The 22722-nt window shown below is 40.9% G+C and carries 19 protein-coding genes; all 19 read left to right on the top strand.

Annotated elements, in window-relative coordinates; genetic code table 11:
* The 19 genes from AC6CIB_RS05385 (at position 1) to dapG (ending at position 22708) form a co-directional block, all read left to right on the top strand.
* A complete protein-coding gene (locus tag AC6CIB_RS05385; RefSeq protein ID WP_498278469.1) occupies positions 1 to 4320 on the top strand; it encodes a PolC-type DNA polymerase III in 4320 nt (1439 codons plus the stop codon).
* A 186-nt stretch (positions 4321 to 4506) separates the two neighbouring features.
* Positions 4507 to 4977 carry a ribosome maturation factor RimP gene (rimP, locus tag AC6CIB_RS05380; RefSeq protein ID WP_498278467.1) on the top strand — a complete coding sequence of 157 codons (471 nt, stop codon included), beginning with the start codon at positions 4507 to 4509 and terminating at the stop codon, positions 4975 to 4977.
* A 35-nt stretch (positions 4978 to 5012) separates the two neighbouring features.
* Positions 5013 to 6146 carry a transcription termination factor NusA gene (nusA, locus tag AC6CIB_RS05375; protein WP_498278465.1) on the top strand — a complete coding sequence of 378 codons (1134 nt, stop codon included), beginning with the start codon at positions 5013 to 5015 and terminating at the stop codon, positions 6144 to 6146.
* Between the two features lie 12 nt (positions 6147 to 6158).
* Positions 6159 to 6428, top strand: coding sequence for an RNase P modulator RnpM (gene rnpM / locus AC6CIB_RS05370; RefSeq protein WP_113968187.1), 270 nt, complete (start codon positions 6159 to 6161; stop codon positions 6426 to 6428).
* Between the two features lie 10 nt (positions 6429 to 6438).
* Entirely contained in the window at positions 6439 to 6756 is a 318-nt protein-coding gene (locus AC6CIB_RS05365; RefSeq protein ID WP_149155540.1) for a YlxQ family RNA-binding protein, read from the top strand.
* Between the two features lie 4 nt (positions 6757 to 6760).
* Positions 6761 to 8932 carry a translation initiation factor IF-2 gene (infB, locus tag AC6CIB_RS05360; protein WP_498278463.1) on the top strand — a complete coding sequence of 724 codons (2172 nt, stop codon included), beginning with the start codon at positions 6761 to 6763 and terminating at the stop codon, positions 8930 to 8932.
* Positions 8929 to 9207 (top strand): DUF503 domain-containing protein, encoded by a 279-nt coding sequence (locus tag AC6CIB_RS05355; RefSeq protein ID WP_498278461.1) that lies wholly within the window; start codon positions 8929 to 8931, stop codon positions 9205 to 9207. The genes infB and AC6CIB_RS05355 overlap by 4 nt, the downstream gene beginning before the upstream one ends.
* Positions 9208 to 9262: 55 nt before the next feature.
* Positions 9263 to 9631: a 30S ribosome-binding factor RbfA gene (rbfA, locus tag AC6CIB_RS05350; protein WP_148968773.1), complete on the top strand. Its 369-nt coding sequence runs from the start codon at positions 9263 to 9265 to the stop codon at positions 9629 to 9631.
* A gap of 100 nt (positions 9632 to 9731) precedes the next feature.
* Positions 9732 to 10640, top strand: a complete 909-nt coding sequence (gene truB / locus AC6CIB_RS05345; protein WP_498278459.1) for a tRNA pseudouridine(55) synthase TruB — start codon at positions 9732 to 9734, stop codon at positions 10638 to 10640.
* Positions 10641 to 10658: 18 nt separating this feature from the next.
* On the top strand, positions 10659 to 11603 hold the full coding sequence (ribF, locus tag AC6CIB_RS05340; RefSeq protein WP_498278457.1) for a bifunctional riboflavin kinase/FAD synthetase: 945 nt from the start codon (positions 10659 to 10661) through the stop codon (positions 11601 to 11603).
* 135 nt (positions 11604 to 11738) lie between these two features.
* Positions 11739 to 12008, top strand: a complete 270-nt coding sequence (rpsO, locus tag AC6CIB_RS05335; RefSeq protein WP_034760125.1) for a 30S ribosomal protein S15 — start codon at positions 11739 to 11741, stop codon at positions 12006 to 12008.
* Between the two features lie 353 nt (positions 12009 to 12361).
* Complete coding sequence (gene pnp, locus AC6CIB_RS05330; RefSeq protein WP_498278455.1) at positions 12362 to 14485, top strand: polyribonucleotide nucleotidyltransferase; 2124 nt, start codon at positions 12362 to 12364, stop codon at positions 14483 to 14485.
* 538 nt (positions 14486 to 15023) lie between these two features.
* Positions 15024 to 16028 carry a polysaccharide deacetylase family protein gene (locus AC6CIB_RS05325; protein ID WP_498278453.1) on the top strand — a complete coding sequence of 335 codons (1005 nt, stop codon included), beginning with the start codon at positions 15024 to 15026 and terminating at the stop codon, positions 16026 to 16028.
* Between the two features lie 28 nt (positions 16029 to 16056).
* On the top strand, positions 16057 to 17298 hold the full coding sequence (locus tag AC6CIB_RS05320; protein ID WP_498278451.1) for a M16 family metallopeptidase: 1242 nt from the start codon (positions 16057 to 16059) through the stop codon (positions 17296 to 17298).
* A 134-nt stretch (positions 17299 to 17432) separates the two neighbouring features.
* Positions 17433 to 17666 carry a YlmC/YmxH family sporulation protein gene (locus AC6CIB_RS05315; RefSeq protein WP_113968177.1) on the top strand — a complete coding sequence of 78 codons (234 nt, stop codon included), beginning with the start codon at positions 17433 to 17435 and terminating at the stop codon, positions 17664 to 17666.
* A 958-nt stretch (positions 17667 to 18624) separates the two neighbouring features.
* On the top strand, positions 18625 to 19527 hold the full coding sequence (dpaA, locus tag AC6CIB_RS05310) for a dipicolinic acid synthetase subunit A (RefSeq protein ID WP_498278449.1): 903 nt from the start codon (positions 18625 to 18627) through the stop codon (positions 19525 to 19527).
* Positions 19524 to 20117, top strand: a complete 594-nt coding sequence (locus tag AC6CIB_RS05305; RefSeq protein WP_498278447.1) for a dipicolinate synthase subunit B — start codon at positions 19524 to 19526, stop codon at positions 20115 to 20117. Before dpaA ends, AC6CIB_RS05305 begins: the two co-directional genes overlap by 4 nt.
* A 214-nt stretch (positions 20118 to 20331) precedes the next feature.
* Positions 20332 to 21381, top strand: coding sequence for an aspartate-semialdehyde dehydrogenase (asd, locus tag AC6CIB_RS05300; RefSeq protein WP_498278672.1), 1050 nt, complete (start codon positions 20332 to 20334; stop codon positions 21379 to 21381).
* Between the two features lie 88 nt (positions 21382 to 21469).
* A complete protein-coding gene (gene dapG, locus AC6CIB_RS05295) occupies positions 21470 to 22708 on the top strand; it encodes an aspartate kinase (protein WP_498278445.1) in 1239 nt (412 codons plus the stop codon).
* Positions 22709 to 22722 lie beyond the last annotated feature (14 nt).

Below are 22722 nucleotides of genomic sequence, written 5' to 3'. Positions count from 1 at the left end.
ATGGAAGAAAAGCCCCTGGGCAAAAGAGAGAGGTTTCAACTGTTGCTAAAGCAATTAGGGTTAACAGAGGATGCGTTTGTGAAGTACTTTCAAAACGCTGAAATTGAAAAACTAGCGGTGTTTCGCAAGGAGAAGAAATGGCATTTTTACTTTACATTCGAAGAAATCATTCCGTGTAACGTGTGGAGTAAATTTTCAATCGCACTGCAAACCTCCTTTAAACATATTGCAAACGTCGGATTTACGATAAAAGTGGTGAATACCCAAATATCAGACCAGCACATTTTAGATTATTGGCAGGACTGTGTGAAAGAAATTCAAGGTATATCACCGCCATTATTAAAATTATTAAATACTCAAAAGCCGAAAATCAATGGAAATAAAATTATTGTTCAGGCTTCCAATGATACAGAAGCAACACAGTTAAAAAGAAAATACGGTGAAATGATCACCTCTACTTTCGAAAACTTTGGTTTTCCTAAACTAGTGTTGGATGCAGAGGTAAGTCAAGTAGAGGAACAAAACAGTGAGTATGAGAAATTTTTAGAAGAAAAGCTTAAAGAAGATCAAGAGAGAGCCCAACAAGCTCTTATTGAAATGGAAAAAGCTGAAAAAGAGGAAGCAAGTGATGCACCCAGTGGTCCATTCATGCTTGGTCTTACGATTAAAGACGATGCTGACTTCCGAAAGATTGAAGAGATTTATGATGAAGAACGACGAATCGCCATTGAAGGTTATGTTTTCGATTGTGAAACACGTGAATTACGTAGCGGTCGTACTTTATTAACATTTAAAGTAACAGACTACTCAAGTTCGATCCTGGTCAAAATGTTCTCGAGGGACAAAGAGGACGCTGCTATCATGAACAATATGAAAAAAGGTATGTGGGTCCGTTGTCGTGGAAGCATTCAAAATGATACATTCGTACGTGACCTGGTGATGATCGCCAACGATGTGAATGAAATCAAACCGGTTCTGAGATTGGATACTGCTCCTGCTGATGAGAAAAGAGTGGAGCTTCACATGCATACTCCAATGAGTCAGATGGACGCCGTTTCTTCAGTGGCAAGTCTTGTTGCCCAAGCAAAAAAATGGGGGCATAAAGCGGTTGCTATAACGGATCATGCCGTTGCGCAATCTTTCCCGGAAGCCTACAGCGCAAGCAAGAAAAATGATATTAAACTTCTCTATGGTGTGGAAGCCAATCTTGTTGATGATGGGGTTCCAATTGCCTATAACGACCGGGATCTACCTTTAGAAGATAGTACTTTTATTGTCTTTGACGTTGAAACGACTGGACTTTCGGCCGTTTACGATACCATCATTGAACTCGCCGCGGTGAAAATCAAAGATGGTGAAGTCATTGATAAATTTGAATCGTTTGCCAACCCTCATCATCAGTTATCCGCTACAACAATTGAATTAACGGGGATCACCGATGATATGGTGCAAACGGCACCTGAAATAAACGATGTTCTTCACGACTACCATAAATGGGCAGGAGAAGATATATTAGTTGCACATAATGCTTCCTTTGATATGGGTTTCTTGAATGCGGGGTATCAAAAAGCAGGACTGCCTAAAGCGACTAACCCTGTCATCGATACTCTGGAGCTTGCCAGACTACTGTATCCTCAATTCAAAAATCATCGTTTAAATACGTTAGCCAAGAAATTTGATATTGAACTGACCCAGCATCACCGAGCGATCTATGATGCGGAAACAACTGGATATTTGTTATTGAAAATGCTGAAGGATGCCGTTGAAAAAGGAATCACCAATCATAATCAATTCAATGATTATATGGGGAAAGGTGATGCATACAAACGGTCAAGACCATATCACTGTACACTGATTGCCCAAACGGAAGAAGGCTTAAAGAACCTTTATAAACTAGTATCCATTTCTCACATGAATTATTTTTTCCGTGTTCCGCGAATTCCCCGCTCTCAGCTTCAAAAGTATCGAACGGGAATTCTCGTAGGTTCAGGCTGTGACAAAGGCGAAGTGTTTGAAGGGATGATGCAAAAAGGGAAGGAAGAAGTTGAGGAAACTGCTCAATTTTATGATTACCTGGAAGTTCATCCAAAAGAAGTCTATCAACATTTAATCGAGTTGGATTTGGTACAAAGTCACAAAAACCTTGAAGATATCATTAAAAACATTGTGGATCTCGGTAAGAAATTGGATAAGCCGGTAGTGGCTACCGGTAACGTTCATTACTTAAATGAAAACGACAAGATTTACCGGAAGATTCTCGTAGGCTCTCAAGGCGGGGCGAATCCGTTAAATCGACACGAACTTCCTGATGTTCATTTTAGAACAACGAATGAGATGCAGGATGCATTCTCTTTCTTAGGGAAAGAAACAGCGAAAGAAATTGTTGTGGATAACACCAACAAAATAGCCGATCTTGTAGATGTAATTAAACCAATCAGAGATGATCTTTATACGCCTAAAATTGAAGGCGCAGATGAAGAAATGCGTCGCATGAGTTATGCCATGGCGAAAAGCATATACGGAGATAAACTACCTGAAATTGTAGAAGCAAGGCTCGAAAAGGAATTAAAGAGTATTATCGGGCATGGATTCGCAGTCATTTATTTAATCTCACATAAGCTCGTGAAAAAGTCACTGGATGATGGGTATCTGGTAGGTTCCCGTGGATCAGTAGGGTCATCATTTGTTGCGACAATGACAGAAATAACGGAAGTAAATCCTTTACCTCCCCACTATGTATGTCCATCTTGCAAGAAATCCGAGTTCTTTGATGATGGATCGGTAGGATCCGGGTTTGATTTGCCGAATAAAGATTGTCCTGATTGTGGAATTCCATACAAGAAGGATGGTCATGATATTCCGTTTGAAACATTCCTTGGATTTAAAGGAGACAAAGTTCCTGATATCGATTTGAACTTCTCAGGTGAATATCAGCCTAACGCCCATAACTATACGAAGGTTCTGTTCGGTGAAGATAATGTATATAGAGCAGGTACAATCGGTACAGTAGCGGAAAAGACCGCCTACGGGTATGTAAAAGGCTACGCCAATGATCATCAGCTGCAAATCCGCGGAGCAGAAATCGATCGATTGGTAAGTGGATGTACCGGAGTGAAAAGAACAACCGGACAGCATCCTGGAGGGATCATCGTAGTACCTGATTATATGGATATCTACGATTTCTCACCAATTCAATTTCCTGCTGATGATTCAAGTTCGGAATGGAAAACAACACATTTTGATTTCCATTCCATTCATGATAATCTTTTGAAGCTTGATATTCTTGGTCATGATGATCCAACCGTTATTCGCATGCTTCAGGATTTATCAGGTGTCGATCCGAAGACGATTCCGACAGATGACCCTGAAGTGATGAAAATCTTCAGTGGAACGGAATCGCTTAGAGTGACAGCGGATCAAATCATGTGTAAGACCGGGACGCTTGGAATCCCTGAATTCGGTACACGGTTTGTTCGTCAAATGCTTGAGGATACAAAACCGACGACATTTTCAGAGCTTGTTCAAATATCAGGACTTTCACATGGTACTGATGTATGGCTTGGCAATGCACAAGAGCTTATTCATAATAATATTTGTAATCTGAGCGAAGTAATCGGATGTCGTGATGATATTATGGTTTATCTTATCTATCAAGGACTCGAGCCTTCACTTGCCTTTAAAATCATGGAATTTGTACGTAAAGGGAAGGGACTGCAGGATGAATGGGTAGAAGAAATGAAAAAGAATGGGGTACCGGACTGGTATATTGATTCTTGTCTGAAGATCAAATATATGTTCCCGAAAGCCCATGCCGCTGCCTATGTATTAATGGCTGTTCGTATCGCTTACTTTAAAGTGCATCATGCTCTGCTTTACTATGCTGCTTACTTCACCGTTCGTGCAGAGGATTTCGATATTGAAGCCATGGTGAGGGGATCTCAAGCAGTCAGGGCTAAGATAGAAGAAATCAACAGCAAAGGCCTGGATGCATCTCCAAAAGAAAAGAACACGTTAACAGTACTGGAGTTGGCACTTGAAATGTGTGAGCGGGGATACAAGTTCCAAAAGGTAGATCTGTATCGTTCACAAGCGGCTGAATTTGTGATAGATGGAGATTCATTGATTCCACCGTTCAACTCGATTCCCGGGCTTGGGACAAATGCGGCCATCAATATTGTGAATGCAAGACAGAATGGGGAGTTTCTCTCAAAAGAAGATCTTCAACAAAGAGGTCGCGTCTCCAAGACAATCATCGAGTACCTGGACAATCACGGCTGCTTGGAAGCCTTGCCGGATAAGAACCAATTATCCCTATTCTAAGCTGATACCATGGGAATTGTTTGCATAAAAATGTTGATTATGGTATATTTTTATTGGAAATACTAAAGATAGCTCTAAAGGTAGAAGAGTGGGGTCGCACCCCACTCTTTCGTTATTACATGGAGATTTTTTGAACTATCATTTCTAGTCTTGGTGCAAGATTTTCATATAGACCAGGAGGTAAGTATGAGCAAAATAACAACACTTGTAGAAGAAATTGTTACGCCAATCTTAGACGACATGTCATTAGAACTCATCGACATGGAATATGTGAAAGAGGGATCCAATTGGTTTCTTCGTGTATTTATCGACAAAGATTCTGGTGTTGACATTGAAGAATGCGGAATAGTAAGTGAAAGACTTAGTGAAAAGTTAGATGAAATTGACCCAATTCCTCATAATTACTTTTTAGAAGTTTCTTCACCAGGAGCTGAACGTCCTTTAAAGAAAGAAAAGGACTTCGAGAAAGCCATCGGCAAAAACGTTTATGTGAAAACATATGAGCCGTTGAACGGTGAAAAGGCCTTCGAAGGCACACTTCTTTCCTATACTTCAGACCAATTAGCATTAGAAGTAACCATTAAGACTCGAAAAAAGAAGGTTGAAATTCCAACAGATAAGATAGCGATCGCACGATTAGCTGTTACATTTTCATAGGAACTAACCGCACTATAAAGGGGGATGAAACCACCATGAGCACTCAGTTATTAGATGCTCTTACTGTTTTAGAGAAAGAGAAAGGCATTGCAAGAGATGTCATCATTGAAGCAATTGAAGCTGCACTTGTGTCGGCTTATAAACGAAATTTTAACCAAGCACAAAATGTCCGTGTAGACCTCAACCTTGAAACGGGTACGATGAGAGTTTTCGCTCGTAAAGAAGTTGTAGACGAAGTATTTGATTCCCGCCTTGAGATTTCTGTCGAAGACGCGGGGGAAATCAACCCTAGCTACGAGGTTGGAGACGTTGTTGAGTTGGAAGTTACACCAAAGGACTTTGGCCGTATCGCTGCCCAAACGGCTAAACAGGTTGTTACCCAACGAGTAAGAGAAGCTGAAAGAGGAATTATCTATTCCGAATTTGTGGATCGCGAAGAAGATATCATGACAGGTATCGTTCAACGTCAGGACAATCGTTTTATCTATGTGGCACTAGGCAAGATTGAGGCGCTTTTACCAGTGAGCGAGCAGATGCCAAATGAAACATATAAACCTCATGATCGCATTAAAGTGTTTATTACAAAGGTTGAGAAGACGACAAAAGGTCCTCAAATCTTTGTTTCAAGAACACACCCCGGATTACTGAAGCGGTTATTTGAAATCGAAGTTCCTGAAATCTTTGATGGAACGGTAGAAATCAAATCTGTTGCACGTGAAGCCGGAGATCGCTCTAAAATCTCTGTTCATGCAGAAAATTCTGAGGTAGATCCCGTTGGAGCTTGTGTAGGAACCAAGGGGGCACGTGTACAGGCAATTGTAAACGAATTAAAAGGTGAAAAAATTGACATCGTTCAATGGTCAGAAGATCCTGTAACATTCGTAGCCAATGCATTAAGTCCATCGAAAGTGCTGGATGTACAGGTAAATGAAGATGATAAAGCGACAAGAGTAGTTGTTCCGGATTATCAACTTTCACTTGCAATCGGTAAACGTGGCCAAAATGCCCGTCTTGCAGCCAAATTGACAAACTGGAAGATTGATATCAAGAGTGAAACAGACGCTCGTGACCTGGGATTATATCCTCGAGAAGAGTCATTCCTTCCGCAAGATGAAGAGGAAGAGTATGATAACGAGCCTTTAAATATTGATTTCGACAATCAAGATTAAGAGGTGAGTAAGATGAGTGTAAATAAGAAGATCCCGTTGCGCAAATGTGTGGCAACGGGTGAAATGAAACCGAAGAAAGAAATGATACGGATTGTCCGCTCGAAAGAAGGGGAGGTTTCCATCGATCCCACCGGTAAGAAGTCTGGGCGTGGAGCTTATCTTTCCAAGGATAAAGACATCATTTTACAAGCTAAAAAGAAAAATACATTAGCCAATCAATTACAAGCGAAAATAGATGAATCTCTTTACGATGAATTGATTAGCCTTGTGGAGAAGGAGTAACGTTTAGCGTATGAATCAAAATCGTTGGATGTCACTTTTAGGATTGGCGAATCGGGCACGTAAGATTATTTCAGGTGAAGAACTTGTTATTAAAGAAGTTCGTAGTGGACGAGCAAAACTTGTCATTCTTTCCAAAGATGCTTCTGCTAATACGTACAAGAAAATCACGGACAAATGTAAATCCTACAATGTCCCGGTTAGTTTGGTGGATAGCAGAAATGATTTAGGTCAGGCCATTGGAAAAGAAGCCAGGGTAGTGGTGGCTATAATGGAAGCAGGCTTTGCCGGGAAATTATCCGAACTGCTCGATGAATCTCAGTGGGGGTGAACATATGAGCAAGATGCGTGTTTATGAATATGCAAAAAAATACAATGTTTCAAGCAAAGATGTTATCGGAAAATTAAAGCAACTGAATATTGAGGTATCAAACCATATGGCAACTATAGAAGACGACGCAGTAACAAAGTTAGACGCGATGTACAAAGGGAATTCAGGCAGTCAGAAACCAAGCCAAAAGGATTCTAATGCAAATGCTTCAAAGACAGAAGAAGCTCCGAACAAAGAAAAAGTAAAATCAGCACCGAAAAGTCGTGAAGGAAAAAAACACGAACAACAGCACCAATCAAAGGAGAAGAAGGTCTTCAATAATAATAATAACAACAACAAAAACAAAAATAACAAACAAAATAGGCAAAATAAAAATTTCAAACAGGCTCCTCAGCAACAGCAGCCTGCAAAGAAAAAAGAACTTCCTTCAAAGATTACGTTCTCAGAGTCATTGACAGTTTCAGAGCTTGCGAAAAAGCTTCACAAAGAGCCTTCTGAAATCATTAAAAAGCTCTTTATGCTGGGTGTAATGGCAACAATAAATCAAGAATTAGATAAAGACTCAATTGAGCTGATTGCAGGAGAATATGGAGTCGAAGTAGAGGAAGAGATCAAAATAGATGCCACTGATCTTGAAGTATACTTCACTGAAGATACACAAGAACAAGTAGAAGAGCGTCCGTCTGTTGTGACAATCATGGGTCACGTTGACCATGGTAAAACAACTCTGCTTGATTCCATCCGCAACACAAAAGTTACGGCAGGAGAAGCTGGTGGAATCACTCAGCATATCGGTGCGTATCAAGTAGAAGTGGACGAAAAGAAGATCACCTTCCTTGACACACCTGGACATGCTGCCTTCACAACGATGCGTGCCCGCGGTGCTCAAGTAACGGATATTGCGATCATTGTTGTTGCTGCTGATGATGGGGTCATGCCTCAAACAGTTGAAGCAATCAACCATGCGAAAGCTGCTGAAGTTCCAATTATCATTGCCGTTAACAAAATGGACAAAGAAGCTGCGAATCCGGATCGTGTAATGCAAGAACTGACGGAATACGAACTGGTTCCTGAAGCGTGGGGTGGAGACACAATCTTCGTACCACTATCTGCATTATCGGGAGAAGGTATCGATAATTTACTTGAAATGATCGTTCTTGTTAGTGAGGTGGAAGAGCTTAAAGCAAATCCGAATCGCCTTGCTCAAGGTACGGTAATTGAAGCACAATTAGACAAAGGCCGGGGATCTGTAGCGACTTTACTTGTTCAAAACGGGACATTAAAAGTTGGAGACCCAATCGTAGTAGGAAATACATTCGGTCGTGTTCGCGCAATGGTCAATGACCTTGGTCGCCGTGTGAAAGAAGCAGGTCCATCTGCTCCTGTTGAAATCACAGGTTTAAATGATGTTCCTCAAGCTGGAGATCGTTTCGTTGTATTCGAAGACGAGAAAACGGCTCGTTCCGTTGGTGAAGCTCGTGCTTCTCAAGCTCTGCAAGCACAGAGGGGAGAGAAGTCTAAAGTAAGCCTTGAGAACCTGTTTGAACAAATGAAACAAGGTGAAATGAAGGACCTCAACCTTGTTCTTAAAGCAGACGTTCAAGGTTCAGTAGAAGCTCTTGCCGCTTCATTGCTGAAAATTGAAGTTGAAGGTGTAAATATTCGTATCATCCATACTGGTGTCGGAGCGATTAACGAATCAGATATTACACTGGCAGCAGCGTCCAACGCCATTGTTATAGGTTTTAATGTTCGCCCTGATGTAAATGCGAAACGTACAGCTGATACTGAGGGAGTAGAAATTCGATTACACCGTATTATCTATAAGGTAATGGAGGAAATTGAAGCTGCTATGAAAGGGATGCTGGACCCTGAATTCGAAGAAAAAATCATTGGTCAAGCAGAAGTTCGTCAAACATTTAAAGTGTCTAAAGTTGGTACAATTGCGGGAAGCTATGTAACAGAAGGTAAAATTTCTCGCGATAGCGGCGTTCGTCTAATTCGTGATGGAATTGTTATCTTTGAAGGTGAACTGGATGCCCTTAAACGTTTTAAGGATGATGCGAAAGATGTAGCCAAAGGTTACGAGTGTGGTATTACGATTAAGAACTTTAACGATGTGAAAGAGGGCGACGTAATCGAAGCCTTCATCATGGAGGAAATTACACGTAAATGATCACATATGTAGAATGTGAGTGCATGATTTATGATTCTCACTCTTTAAAAGAAAAGCAGGCGGTCCTGCAGAGGGTCTTGTCACGCCTCAAACAAAAATTTAATGTATCTGTCTCTGAAATCGGACACCAGGATGTATGGCAACGTACCAGGATTGCCATCGTCACCGTCGCTTCTTCTAAAGGAGCCAGTGAAAGAGAAATTGAGCATGCATTGAAATTCATTGATTCTTTTCCAGAGTGGGAGAGACTGGAGACCAAAATCGAGTCATTATAGAGAGTTGCTTATGTTCCAACATATAACCATTAACGATATATAAGAGGTGATATTGATGAGCCATCGTGCGAATCGTGTTAGCGAGCAAATGAAGAAAGAGCTCAGCGATATTATCGGACGAAAAATAAAGGACCCACGCATTGGCTTTGTTACAGTTACAGATGTGCAGGTAACTGGTGATTTACAACAGGCAAAAGTGTATATTACCGTTCTAGGTGGAGAAGACCAAAGAGAAAACACGCTTAAAGGTCTGGCGAAGGCAAAAGGGTTCATCCGTTCTGAAGTAGGACAGCGAATCCGTCTACGCAAAACACCTGAAATTATTTTTGAGTTTGATGAATCGATTGATTATGGTAATCATATTGAAACTTTATTAAGAAAAGTTCAAGATGAACCAGAAGAGTCTAAAGACACAGAAGAGTAACTAGAAAGGGCTGATCCGGAGGGAACTACAATTCCAATGGATTAGTCCTTTTGTTTTCTAATTGTTGTATTAAAGAAAGAACAATAGTGGAGGTATTAAGATGAATGGAATCCTGCCCCTATGGAAGCCCCGTGGCATGACGTCCCATGATTGTGTATTTAAATTAAGAAAGCTCCTTAGAACGAAAAAGGTCGGCCATACAGGCACACTTGATCCGGAAGTATCTGGTGTACTTCCAATTTGTATTGGAAGAGCGACGAAGATAGCTGAGTACATTACAGCATCGGGAAAAACCTATGAAGGGGAAGTCACGCTCGGTTCCTCGACTACGACAGAAGATGCTTGGGGTGAACCAGTTGAAGAGAAGACGGTGGACCGTACGATTACCAGAGCAGAGGTTGAGGAAATTCTCAGAAGTTTAACCGGCGATATTACGCAAACCCCTCCAATGTATTCAGCGGTAAAGGTAAACGGTAAACGGTTATATGAGTATGCAAGACAAGGGATTGAAGTTGATAGACCATCAAGAACCGTTCATATCCATAAGCTTCAATTACTGGAGGAGTGGGATGAGTTAGACAGGAATGATCCGGCTTTTTCATTTGAAGTAGCTTGCGGCAAAGGTACATATGTGAGAACCCTTGCTGTTGAAATTGGAAATAGACTTGGATATCCAGCTCATATGTCAGCCCTTACCCGTACACAATCAGCCAGTTTCAGGAAAGAGGACTGTATTACCTTAGAAGATGTAAAAGAGTTCGTTGATAATGAGAATCCACAAGAACTTCTTCTTCCACTGGAAATGGGCCTTTCTCATTTGCCGAAAATGGCAATTAATGATACATTAGCAGAGAAAGTGAAGAACGGAGCACGCTTGGAAGAGCCTGAGGATTGGCCGGAAACCAGAGAGGTAGTGATGGAGTATCATGGTAAGGCTATTGCCATCTATCGCCGTCATCCGGACAAACCAGGGGTCATCAAGCCTGTCAAAGTGCTTTTCAACGACTAGTGAAAAAGGTGAAATACTGTGAAAGTGATAACTGTACATCATCCACATTCAATTAGTAAGAATGATTTTCCACCCCTTGTATTGGCTCTGGGGTACTTCGATGGAGTGCATAGAGGACATCAGAGGGTAATCAGGGCAGCAGTAGAAAAAGCGAAGGAGCTCAAGGCTTGCAGTGCGGTGATGACATTTGATCCTCATCCTTCAGTTGTGCTTGGTCATAAACACAAGCATATACACTACATAACACCTCTGGAAGATAAGAAAGAAATAATAGAGGAACTGGGTGTGGATTATTTATTTATTGTCCGTTTCACTTCAGAATTTGCAAGTCTGATCCCTCAGGACTTCGTTGATCAATATATGATTGGGCTCAATGCACTGCATGTAGTAGCAGGCTTCGATTACTCATATGGACGTTTAGGAAAAGGGACGATGGAAACACTTCCATTCCATTCACGCGATATGTTTACTTCTACTACAATTTCGAAGCTTACAGATGATGATATGAAAGTAAGTTCAACGTTCATAAGAGAAAGCCTTAAAGAAGGCGACGTAAAGAAGGTTCGTCAGCTCCTGGGCAGGCCGTTTAAAATGAAAGGGACAGTCATACATGGGGATAAGAGGGGCAGAAAAATTGGCTTTCCTACTGCCAATATTGAGTTGGCCTACGACTATCTGACCCCTAAAGTGGGAGTGTATGCTGTTAGAATGAAAATTCATGATAAATGGTTCGATGGTGTATGCAATATTGGTTATAAGCCTACTTTTAAAAATCCTGATGAATACTCTCTATCAATTGAAGTTCACATTTTTGATTTTCATGCATCAATATATGGCGAAGAAGTGTATATAGAATGGTATGAAAGAATTAGAGATGAACAGAAGTTTTCGGGGATAGAGGAATTAATCTCGCAAATTCAGAAAGATAAAGACAAAGCGATACACTACTTTTCGGAAATTTGAGGTTTATACTTGATTTTTGTTGAAAAGAGTAGTATTCTAAATAGCGTATGAAATGAACCTTTGCTTGGCATCACGATTCACCAACGGCTGCTCAGTAACAGGGGATTTGAAAGAAATTATTAGGAGGTGAAAAGGATGGCTATCACTAAAGAACGTAAAAACGAACTTATCAGTGAATACAAAGTACATGAGAACGATACTGGATCTCCAGAAGTTCAAATTGCTGTCCTAACTGAAGAAATTAATAACTTGAACGATCACTTACGCGTTCACAAGAAAGACCACCACTCTCGTCGCGGTCTTCTGAAAATGGTAGGTCACCGTCGTAATCTATTATCTTACCTACGTAAGAAAGATGTACAACGCTACCGTGAGTTAATCAACAAATTAGGTTTACGTCGATAAACAGACAAAGGAAGCGGGATTATGTCCCGCTTTTTCTTTAGTTTTGATAAGTGGAAATCATTGTATGATCCCCCACTTATTTTTAAATATTTTTATCGCGAAAAGTATTCAATTATATAGTTTTTGTCTAAAATACATAATATGTACATAAGAGTTAATTCGAATCTTTAATGCGAGTAAATAGAGCTTTCCATTGAGAGTTCTTACTATAGTTACATAGTTCCTTATGTTATTCACCAAAGCGAATATAACGGCACAAATGTGCATGATATAGATTAGTTTATTTACAATATTTATCCGGGTTAGGTACAGACCGAACCCTTTAGTGATATATAAAGAGAGGGGCACACTTTATGGAACAAACTAAACAAACCTTTTCCATTGAATGGGCAGGAAGAGAATTAACGGTCGAAGTAGGCCAATTTGCCAAACAAGCCAATGGAGCGGTAATGGTACGCTACGGAGATACTGCGGTATTAAGTAGTGCAACAGCTTCAAAAGAGCCAAAACCACTGGATTTCTTCCCACTAACTGTGAATTATGAAGAAAGATTATACGCAGTTGGTAAAATTCCAGGAGGATTTATTAAACGTGAAGGGCGTCCGAGTGAAAAAGCGATCCTGGCAAGCCGTTTAATCGACCGTCCTATCCGTCCATTGTTCGCAGATGGATTCCGTAATGAAGTACAAGTAATCAGCATAGTGATGAGTGTAGACCAAAACTGTTCATCTGAAATGGCAGCTATGTTCGGATCTTCACTTGCACTATCTGTTTCTGATATCCCATTTGAGGGTCCGATTGCTGGAGTAATAGTTGGTCTGATTGATGGAGAATTTATTATTAACCCTTCAGTGGAGCAGCTGGAGAAAAGTGAGATTCATTTGTCAGTAGCCGGTACGAAAGATGCCATCAACATGGTTGAAGCAGGTGCAGATGAAATACCGGAAGAGACAATGCTTGAAGCAATCATGTTTGGTCATGAAGAAATAAAGCGTTTAGTTGCCTTCCAAGAGGAAATTGTTGCTAAAGTCGGTAAAGAGAAATCAAAAATTCAACTTGTTGAACTTGATCAAGCCGTTGAAGCTGAGGTTCGTTCATTATGTGAAAGCGAACTGATCCCTGCGATTCAAGTTCAAGAAAAACATGCCCGTGAAGACGCAATTAAAGCAGTAAAGAATAAAGTGATGGCTGTTTATGAAGAAGAGAAAGAAGCCGATGAAGCTACACTAAAGCAAGTGAAAAAAGTATTAGACAAGCTTGTTAAAAATGAAGTTCGTCGCTTGATTACTGAAGATAAAGTGCGTCCTGATGGTCGTAAAGTCGACGAAATCCGTCCACTTTCTTCCGAGGTTGGTTTATTACCAAGAACACATGGTTCGGGACTGTTCACTCGTGGACAAACCCAAGCACTAAGCATTTGTACATTAGGGGCTTTAGGAGATGTTCAGGTTCTTGATGGTCTAGGAATTGAAGAATCAAAACGATTCATGCATCATTATAATTTCCCTCAATTCAGTGTAGGGGAAACAGGCCCAATCAGAGGACCAGGTCGTCGTGAAATCGGACATGGAGCACTAGGGGAAAAAGCCTTGGATCCCATTATTCCAAACGAGAAAGACTTCCCGTACACAATCCGTCTTGTTTCCGAAGTACTTGAGTCAAATGGTTCAACTTCCCAAGCAAGTATCTGTGCCAGTACATTAGCGATGATGGATGCCGGTGTTCCTATTAAAGCACCTGTAGCAGGGATCGCCATGGGTCTGATCAAATCTGGTGAAAACTATTCCATCTTAACGGATATTCAAGGGATGGAAGATCACCTGGGTGACATGGACTTCAAAGTAGCTGGGACTTCTAAGGGTGTAACCGCTCTTCAAATGGATATCAAAATTGATGGGTTATCTCGAGAGATTCTTGAAGAAGCACTTCAACAAGCGAAAAAAGGAAGAATGCAGATCCTTGATAGCATGTTAGCAACAATAGGTGAAGCAAGAACCAGCCTTTCTCAATATGCACCGAAAATCTTAACCATGCATATTAACCCTGATAAGATCCGTGATGTTATTGGGCCAAGTGGTAAACAAATCAATAAAATCATCGACGAAACAGGCGTTAAGATTGATATTGAACAGGACGGAACGATCTTCATCTCTTCTACTGATGAAGAAATGAACAAAGTTGCTAAGAAAACAATTGAAGATATCGTAAGAGAAGTTGAAGCTGGACAAATGTACTTAGGGAAAGTAAAACGAATTGAAAAATTCGGTGCATTTGTAGAAATCTTCAGTGGTAAAGATGGACTGGTCCACATTTCTGAACTTGCAGAAGAGCGTATTCGCAAAGTAGAAGATGTAGTAGCCATAGGCGATGAGATCCTTGTTAAGGTTCTTGACATCGATAACCAGGGTAGAGTCAACTTGTCTAGAAAAGCTGTTCTAAAAGAGCAGCGTGAAAAAGAAGAACAAAACCAAGCATAATCTTTTGAGATTGGCAGGCTGTCCTGTAAGGAGCAAACGCTCCTGAGGGGGCGGCTTTTTTTATCTGTGGAGCTATCATTCAGGGCTGAAGGAGTAGCCTTCTCTTTTGTATCAGTCAGCTCCGGGGCTTAGAGGCTCGAGGTCATAAGACAAACATGCCCAAAAGGCAAAATGCTCCTTTCCGCCATGTTTGCCATATGCTAGTCGCCTCTGAGCAAAGCCCCTCCGCTTTTGTATCATCTAGCTCCGGGGCTTAGAGGCTCGAGGTCATAAGACAAACATGCCCAAAAGGCAAAATGCTCCTTTCCGCCATGTTCGCCATATGCTAGTCGCCTCTGAGCAAAGCCCCTCCGCTTTTGTATCATCTAGCTCCGGGGCTTAGAGGCTCGAGGTCATAAGACGAACATGCCCAAAAGGCAAAATACGCCTTTCCGCCATGTTCGCCATATGCTAGTCGCCTCTGAGTAAAGCCCCTCCGCTTTTGTTCTACCAGGTCCTTTTCCTTCATATGTTTTTATGAGAAGGAAGGTGGACAGGTATGGAAAGAAAATACTTGATTGGAATTAGTCTAATTGCTATTCTGACTTTAGTTGTCGTTGAAAATCCGTTATCAGATCAGTATGTGACAGGACTAAAACAAGAATCGCTAGAAGTGAATGGAGTTAGCCAACCAAATGATCTAACTCGAAAAATAAAAGAAGAAGCAAAATTGAGAGAAGTCCCAGCTCAAGATGCTGTAATAGATACAGTTTGGAAAGCTACACCAGGATATAATGGTTTGAAAGTGGATGTAGAAGCGTCTCTTCAAAATATGAAAAAAGAAAAATCATTCGATGAAGATAAACTGATCTACAAGCAAATCCCTCCTGAAAAGCACTTACCTGATTTGCCTGCTTCCCCTGTTTACCGGGGGAATCCGGATAAACCAATGGTCTCCTTTATTATCAATGTAGCATGGGGAAATGAATATATCCCGGATATGCTTGGAACTTTGAAAAAACACCAAGTATATGCTACGTTCTTTTTAGAGGGGAGATGGGTGAAAAATAACCCGGACTTAGCGAAGATGATCGTGGACGCAGGACATGAAGTAGGTAATCATTCATATTCTCACCCGGATATGAAAACATTGGAGTCAGCCAAAGTAAGAGAAGAATTGAAAAAGACCAATGAAATGATTGAAGTGACCACAGGGGAGAAAGTGAAGTGGTTTGCTCCACCAAGCGGCAGCTACCGGAAGGAAGTCATAAATATCGCAGACGAAATGCACATGAGAACGATTATGTGGAGTGTGGATACGATTGACTGGCAAAAACCACAACCCAGCGTGTTAATCGAGCGTGTGATGAGTAAGATGCACAAGGGGGCAATTGTACTTATGCATCCGACAGCTTCAACTGCCAATTCGTTAAACATGTTGATCCTTCAAATAAAAGAAAAAAATTTAAGACTTGGTACGATCTCAAGCTTAGTTAAAGAAGAGAGAATCGTAGAAGACGTCGATAATTCGTCACAACAAGGAAATAGTAATAAGAAGCAGTAAGTTTGCATCATGAATAGGAGGAAATTTCTTGATAAAAAAATATACATGCCAAAATGGACTAAGAATCGTGCTGGAGGAAATACCTCACGTCCGCTCTGTAGCGATTGGGGTCTGGATTGGGACCGGATCACGAAATGAAACGGAACAAAATAACGGGATATCCCACTTTCTGGAACATATGTTTTTCAAAGGAACAAAAACGAAAACGGCCCGTGAAATAGCAGAGTCCTTTGACAGCATCGGCGGACAGGTCAATGCATTTACTTCAAAGGAATACACCTGCTATTATGCAAAAGTATTGGACAATCATGCGGATTATGCATTACATACACTTTCTGATATGTTCTTTAACTCTACCTATGTGGAAGAGGAATTGAATAAAGAAAAAAATGTAGTGTATGAAGAGATTAAAATGTATGAAGATACCCCTGATGATATCGTTCATGACTTACTTAGCAAGGCAATCTATGAAGAGCATCCGCTTGGCTATCCGATTCTAGGAACGGAAGAAACTTTGAACTCATTCAATCAAGCTAAATTAAAAGAGTATATGCATGACATGTACACCCCGGATCAAGTAGTGGTGTCTGTAGCAGGAAATGTGGATGAAACATTCATCAAAGAAGTTGAGAAGCTATTCGGATCTTATGAAGGCGGTAAAGGACCTGAGAACCGTGTGAAACCTGCCTTTCACAACAATAAGCTTGCCAGGAAAAAGGATACAGAACAAGCCCATTTATGCTTAGGGTTTGACGGCTTGCAAATCGGGCACCCGGACATTTATAACCTGATCGTATTAAACAACGTGTTAGGTGGCAGTATGTCATCCCGTCTGTTTCAAGAGGTTCGCGAACAAAGAGGACTTGCGTATTCTGTGTTTTCTTATCACTCCGCATATGAAGATAGCGGAATGGTTACCATTTATGGAGGGACAGGGGCCAATCAGTTAGATCAATTATTTGATACGATCGACAGCACCCTGCAAGCCCTAAAAGATGATGGAATAACGTCTAAAGAATTACTAAACAGCAAAGAGCAGTTAAAAGGTAACCTTATGTTGAGTTTAGAAAGTACGAATAGCCGCATGAGTCGTAACGGGAAAAATGAACTGCTACTAAAACGCCATCGAACGCTGGATGAGATTGTCGAAGAAATCGACGGCGTTACGATGGACAAGGTAAATCAGTTAGCCATTGACATCTTTAAAGATGATTATGCATTATCCCTTATCAGTCCAGATGGGAATCTTCCCCAAAATATGAGGAAATAACTTGAAAAGCAGACTTTTTAGTCTGCTTTTTTGAATGGATTATGACATTGCATAAGAATAAGGAAGAAATTCTTCTAAAAAAAGTGGACAGTGTATACACTGTAATACAGAGTTTTTTTAGGGAGGAAACCTTCATGAGATTAAGCGAGTTAAGCGGAAAAGAAATAGTCGATTATAAAAAAGCAGAACGACTTGGTATTCTAGGGCAAACCGATCTTGAATTCAATGATAAGTCAGGAAGTATTAATGCGCTTATCATTCCAACCGGTAAATGGCTGCGAAAGCAAGGTGGAGAAATCCGGGTACCTTGGCATCAAATCAGAACAATCGGAGCTGATATGATCATTCTGGAAGTATCGAATGAATAACGAAATAGATCGTTTATTAAAACGGGGCCTCCCCGTTTTTTTATTTGATTTTAATTAAAAAGGCTTTTTCGCGAAGTTTGTTGTTTTGTAACATAATATCTGCCATGGCTCTGTCAATCAGTGTGTGCTTGATGGTGAGGGGAACCGCTCCGCTTGCAGCTAGCGTTCGGCCGAGCCTCCTCAGCTTAGCCGAACAGGGGCTCGGCAAGCCCGTACTTCCGTTGGAGTCTACGCAGTTCACCATCTATAAGAAAATTTCGAGACAGAGCTAAAAAGTGAAAATACAATCTTTTAGAAAACAGCATTTCTATTAGATTATTTTAAGATTTTCTAGAACACAAGCAGAAATCCACCAGTTTACCTTAAAATGAGGCTGTTTTTGTTTAGGTTTTATTAAAACAAACCGATCCTAAGAAAGTTGCTTGTAGCGGAAGGTGCTCTACTCCTACGGGAGAAGCGGGACAGTCCGAAAAGCGGAGGGGCTTTGACCAGGGGCGACAAGCATAAGACGAGTCTGCCGGAAAGGCGACTTTTGCCTTTTTGGCAGACTTGGCTTATGACCTCGAGCCCCTAAGCCCCGCAGATAGACAGGTGAGACCCCACGGGCGCATGCGCCGAGGAGGCTCACCGCCCGCCCCACGGAAAGCAACTCCTACTTTCTACTGTAAAATAGCAACAATGTATTCGAAAAAAGCCTTTAAATAAGAAGGTCTTTCTTCATAATATTGAATGTAATCAGTGCAATATGAAGATACATATTTGTACCACTTGAATGAAACTTGTGTACCACCATTATCCCCACCTGACCGCTCACAACAGCTCCCTTACAAAAACAATCCCACATTCTAAACCGTCTCTTCCTGCTTTTCTTCTCACCCATTAGGTATGAGCAACATACACTGTTGAAGTGAAAAGGGATTTAGAATAGCGATTATGTAAAAAGTAGGTGAAATCAGTGATGCTGACCGGAATGCAGATCGCAGTTCTAGGCGGAGATGCTCGTCAACTTGAGATTATTCGGAAGCTTACTGAGTTAGATGCAAAGATCTCACTCGTAGGTTTTGAACAACTAGATCATGCCTTTACAGGGGCTACGAAAGAAAAGCTCGATGAAGTGGACTTTTCAATTATTGATGCCATAATCTTACCTGTACCCGGCACGAATCTACAAGGGGAAATTGATACGATTTTTTCCAATGAGAAAATCGTTTTAACAGAAAAAATTGTGTCTCAGACGCCAGAGCACTGTACGATCTATTCAGGAATTAGTAATAAGTACTTGGATGAAATAATGTCTTCAACGAACCGGAAACTTGTTCAGTTGTTTGAGAGAGACGATGTTGCCATTTATAATTCTATTCCTACAGTAGAGGGAACGATTATGATGGCTATTCAACATACAGACTTTACGATTCATGGATCTACGATTGTCATATTGGGTCTGGGTAGGGTAGGTATGAGTGTAGCTAGAACGTTTCATCATTTAGGCGGAAAGGTGAAAGTGGGTGCTCGGAAAAGTGAGCATCTGGCCAGGGTGACTGAAATGGGCTTAGAGCCATTCCACTTAGATAACTTAGAAAAAGAGGTTGAGAATTGTGATATATGTATTAACACAATTCCAGTGCATATAGTGAAGGCTGCTGTGATAGCCAAAATGCCAGCTCATACATTAATCATCGATTTGGCTTCAAAGCCTGGAGGTACAGATTTTCGTTATGCTGAAAAACGGGGAATTAAAGCATTGTTAGCCCCGGGATTGCCTGGGATCGTGGCACCTAAGACAGCTGGCCAGATACTGGCGAATGTACTTTGTCAATTGTTAGAGGAAGATCTTGGTTTAGGAAAGGAGAGTTCATCATGAGTGTGAAAGGAAAACGAATCGGGTTTGGTCTGACAGGTTCTCATTGTACGTATGATGCCGTATTCCCGGAAATCGAACGATTAGTGAATAACGGTGCAGAAGTGATGCCGATTGTGACTTCAACTGTTATGAATACGGAAACGAGATTCGGTAAAGGAGAAGACTGGATTAAGCGAATTGAGGACGTTACAGGTCATAGGGTAATCGATTCAATCGTAAAGGCAGAACCACTTGGTCCTAAAATTCCATTGGATTGTATGGTGATTGCTCCCCTTACAGGAAATTCAATGAGTAAATTCGCAAACGCAATGACAGATTCTCCAGTGTTAATGGCTGCTAAAGCGACTCTTCGTAATCATCGTCCTGTAGTACTGGGTATTTCGACAAATGATGCTCTTGGTTTAAACGGTGTAAACCTAATGAGATTAATTTCAACCAAAGATATTTACTTTATCCCATTTGGGCAGGATGCACCTGAAAGCAAACCGAAATCAATGGTAGCCAGAATGACGCTGATTCAGGAAACCATAGAAGCGGCTATTGAAGGAAGACAGCTTCAGCCTGTCGTAATCGAAAAATATTTAGATTAATAGCTTAAGAAGGCTATCACCTAGTACCTGTTATGATGGCCTTCTTTTCATGTATAAATAAATTTAAAGTTATTAGTAAATAAAAATAATCAAAGCATATATATAAAATTCCCTATTGTCGAATAATTGTTTATGTTAAAATATTCTTTATTATAGTAATAGACTAAAAGGATATACCTACTATGAGAATACTAAATGGTTGGAAGGAGAGAAGATTTTGAATACAGCGGGATTTCATGTAGCGGTTGTCGGTGCCACAGGTGCAGTTGGACAACAAATGCTACAAACATTAGAAAAAAGGGACTTTCCAATAAAACAATTGACATTATTGTCTTCAGCCCGTTCAGCCGGGTCCATCGTTACCTTTAAAGGGAAAGAATGGACGGTTGAAGAAGCTAAGCCTGAGAGTTTTGAAGGGGTAGACATTGCTTTATTTAGTGCAGGGGGTAGTGTATCCAAACTTCTTGCTCCTGAAGCCGTTAAACGTGGAGCTATCGTCGTCGACAATACCAGTGCATACCGAATGGATCCAGATGTTCCTCTTGTTGTTCCAGAGGTGAATGAAGAAGATATCAAACTTCATAATGGAATCATTGCGAATCCTAACTGTTCTACGATCCAGATGGTGGCAGCACTTGAACCGATTCGTAAACAATATGGTTTATCGAAAGTAATCGTGTCAACCTATCAAGCCGTTTCAGGGGCAGGTGCAGTGGCCATTGATGAGCTTCATGAACAATCAAAAGCCATATTGTCCGGTGAATCATTTGAGCCGAGTGTACTACCTGTAAAAGGGGATAAAAAGCATTATCAGATAGCTTATAATGTCATTCCTCAAATTGATAAATTCCAGGAAAATGGCTTTACATTTGAAGAAATGAAAATGATCAATGAAACAAAAAAAATTATGCATATGCCGTCATTGAAGGTATCTGCAACATGCGTAAGATTACCTGTTGTAACAGGTCACTCAGAAAGTGTATATATTGAAATTGAGAAGGGTTCTGTAACAGTAAATGATATCCACTCACTGTTAAAAGATGCTCCTGGAGTAACTTTAGAAGACGTCCCGGAAGAACAGATTTATCCGATGCCTGCACATGCAGTAGGAAAACCGGATGTATTCGTAGGCAGGGTGCGTAAAGATCTTGATGAAGATAAGGGCTTCCATATGTGGGTTGTGTCTGACAACTTACTAAAGGGAGCGGCTTGGAACTCAGTTCAAATCGCAGAAAGTCTAATGAAACTTGGTATAATTAAATAACGAAGAGGGACCATTTCAGCTATAGATCTATTTATTTCCACTATTCGTTCTCACATACCTCTTGAACATATGACAATGAGGTGTAGTCATGAAAGTGATCGTTCAAAAATTTGGTGGAACGTCTGTACGTGATGAGGCAAGTCGCTTAAAGGCACTTGCCCACACAAAGCAAGCGATTGATAAGGGATATAAAGTGGTGGTAGTCGTTTCAGCTATGGGAAGAAAAGGTGAACCTTACGCTACGGACTCCCTATTATCACTTATCGGTGGCAGGAATACTTCAATAAGTAAGAGAGAGCAAGACTTATTATTATCTTGTGGAGAAATCATTTCCAGCCTGGTCTTCTCTAACATGCTTCTTGAACATGGTATCCGATCAACAGCTTTAACTGGTGCTCAAGCCGGGTTCCGAACGAATAAAGATTTTAACAATGCGAAGATTTTGGAAATGAGATGCAGCCGTTTGGTCAAAGAGCTTGAAGAACACGATGCAGTGGTAGTTGCTGGCTTTCAGGGTGCAACGAAAGATGGTGATGTCACCACGATCGGCAGAGGTGGAAGTGATACTTCAGCTTCTGCTTTAGGAGTGGCATTAAATGCTGAATTCATCGATATATTTACCGATGTTGAAGGGGTCATGACTGCCGATCCCCGTATTTCATCGAAAGCAAGACCTATTACGGTTGTCTCTTATAATGAAGTATGTAATATGGCATATCAGGGAGCAAAGGTGATTCATCCAAGAGCTGTTGAAATTGCGATGAATTCGAATGTTCCAATCCGGATTCGTTCTACTTATTCAAATGGTGAAGGGACGCTTGTGACAACACTTGAAAATTCGAAAGCACACAAAGAATTCCGGAGTCATCCCGTAACAGGAATCGCCCATGTACCCAACCTTACGCAAATAAAAGTATTTGCTAAGGAAGATCAATACAATCTACAAGCTGAAGTCTTTAAAGCGATGGCCAAAGAGGGAATAAGTGTTGACTTCATTAACATCTCGCCACGGGGAGTTGTTTATACTGTTGCTTCATCCCTGGCAGAAGATGCGATTTCGGTTCTAAACAAAATAGGTCATAAACCTATTGTAGAGACAGAATGTGCTAAGATTTCAGTAGTGGGAGCCGGGATGACGGGTGTTCCAGGTGTGACTTCAGCCATCGTATCTTCTCTGTCCAACGAAGGAATTCGAATCCTCCAGTCAGCAGATAGTCATACGACTATTTGGGTTCTAGTGAAAGAGATGGACCTGATCAATGCGATTAATGCACTTCATGATACGTTTCAACTAGAAGAGAGAACCGCTACATTCAGGGTAGGATAAACTTAAGAGGAGAG

The organism is Rossellomorea sp. GQ25, assembly GCF_059758515.1.
The sequence above is the reverse complement of the archived record's forward strand: the minus strand, read 5'-3'. Positions and strand labels throughout refer to the sequence as shown.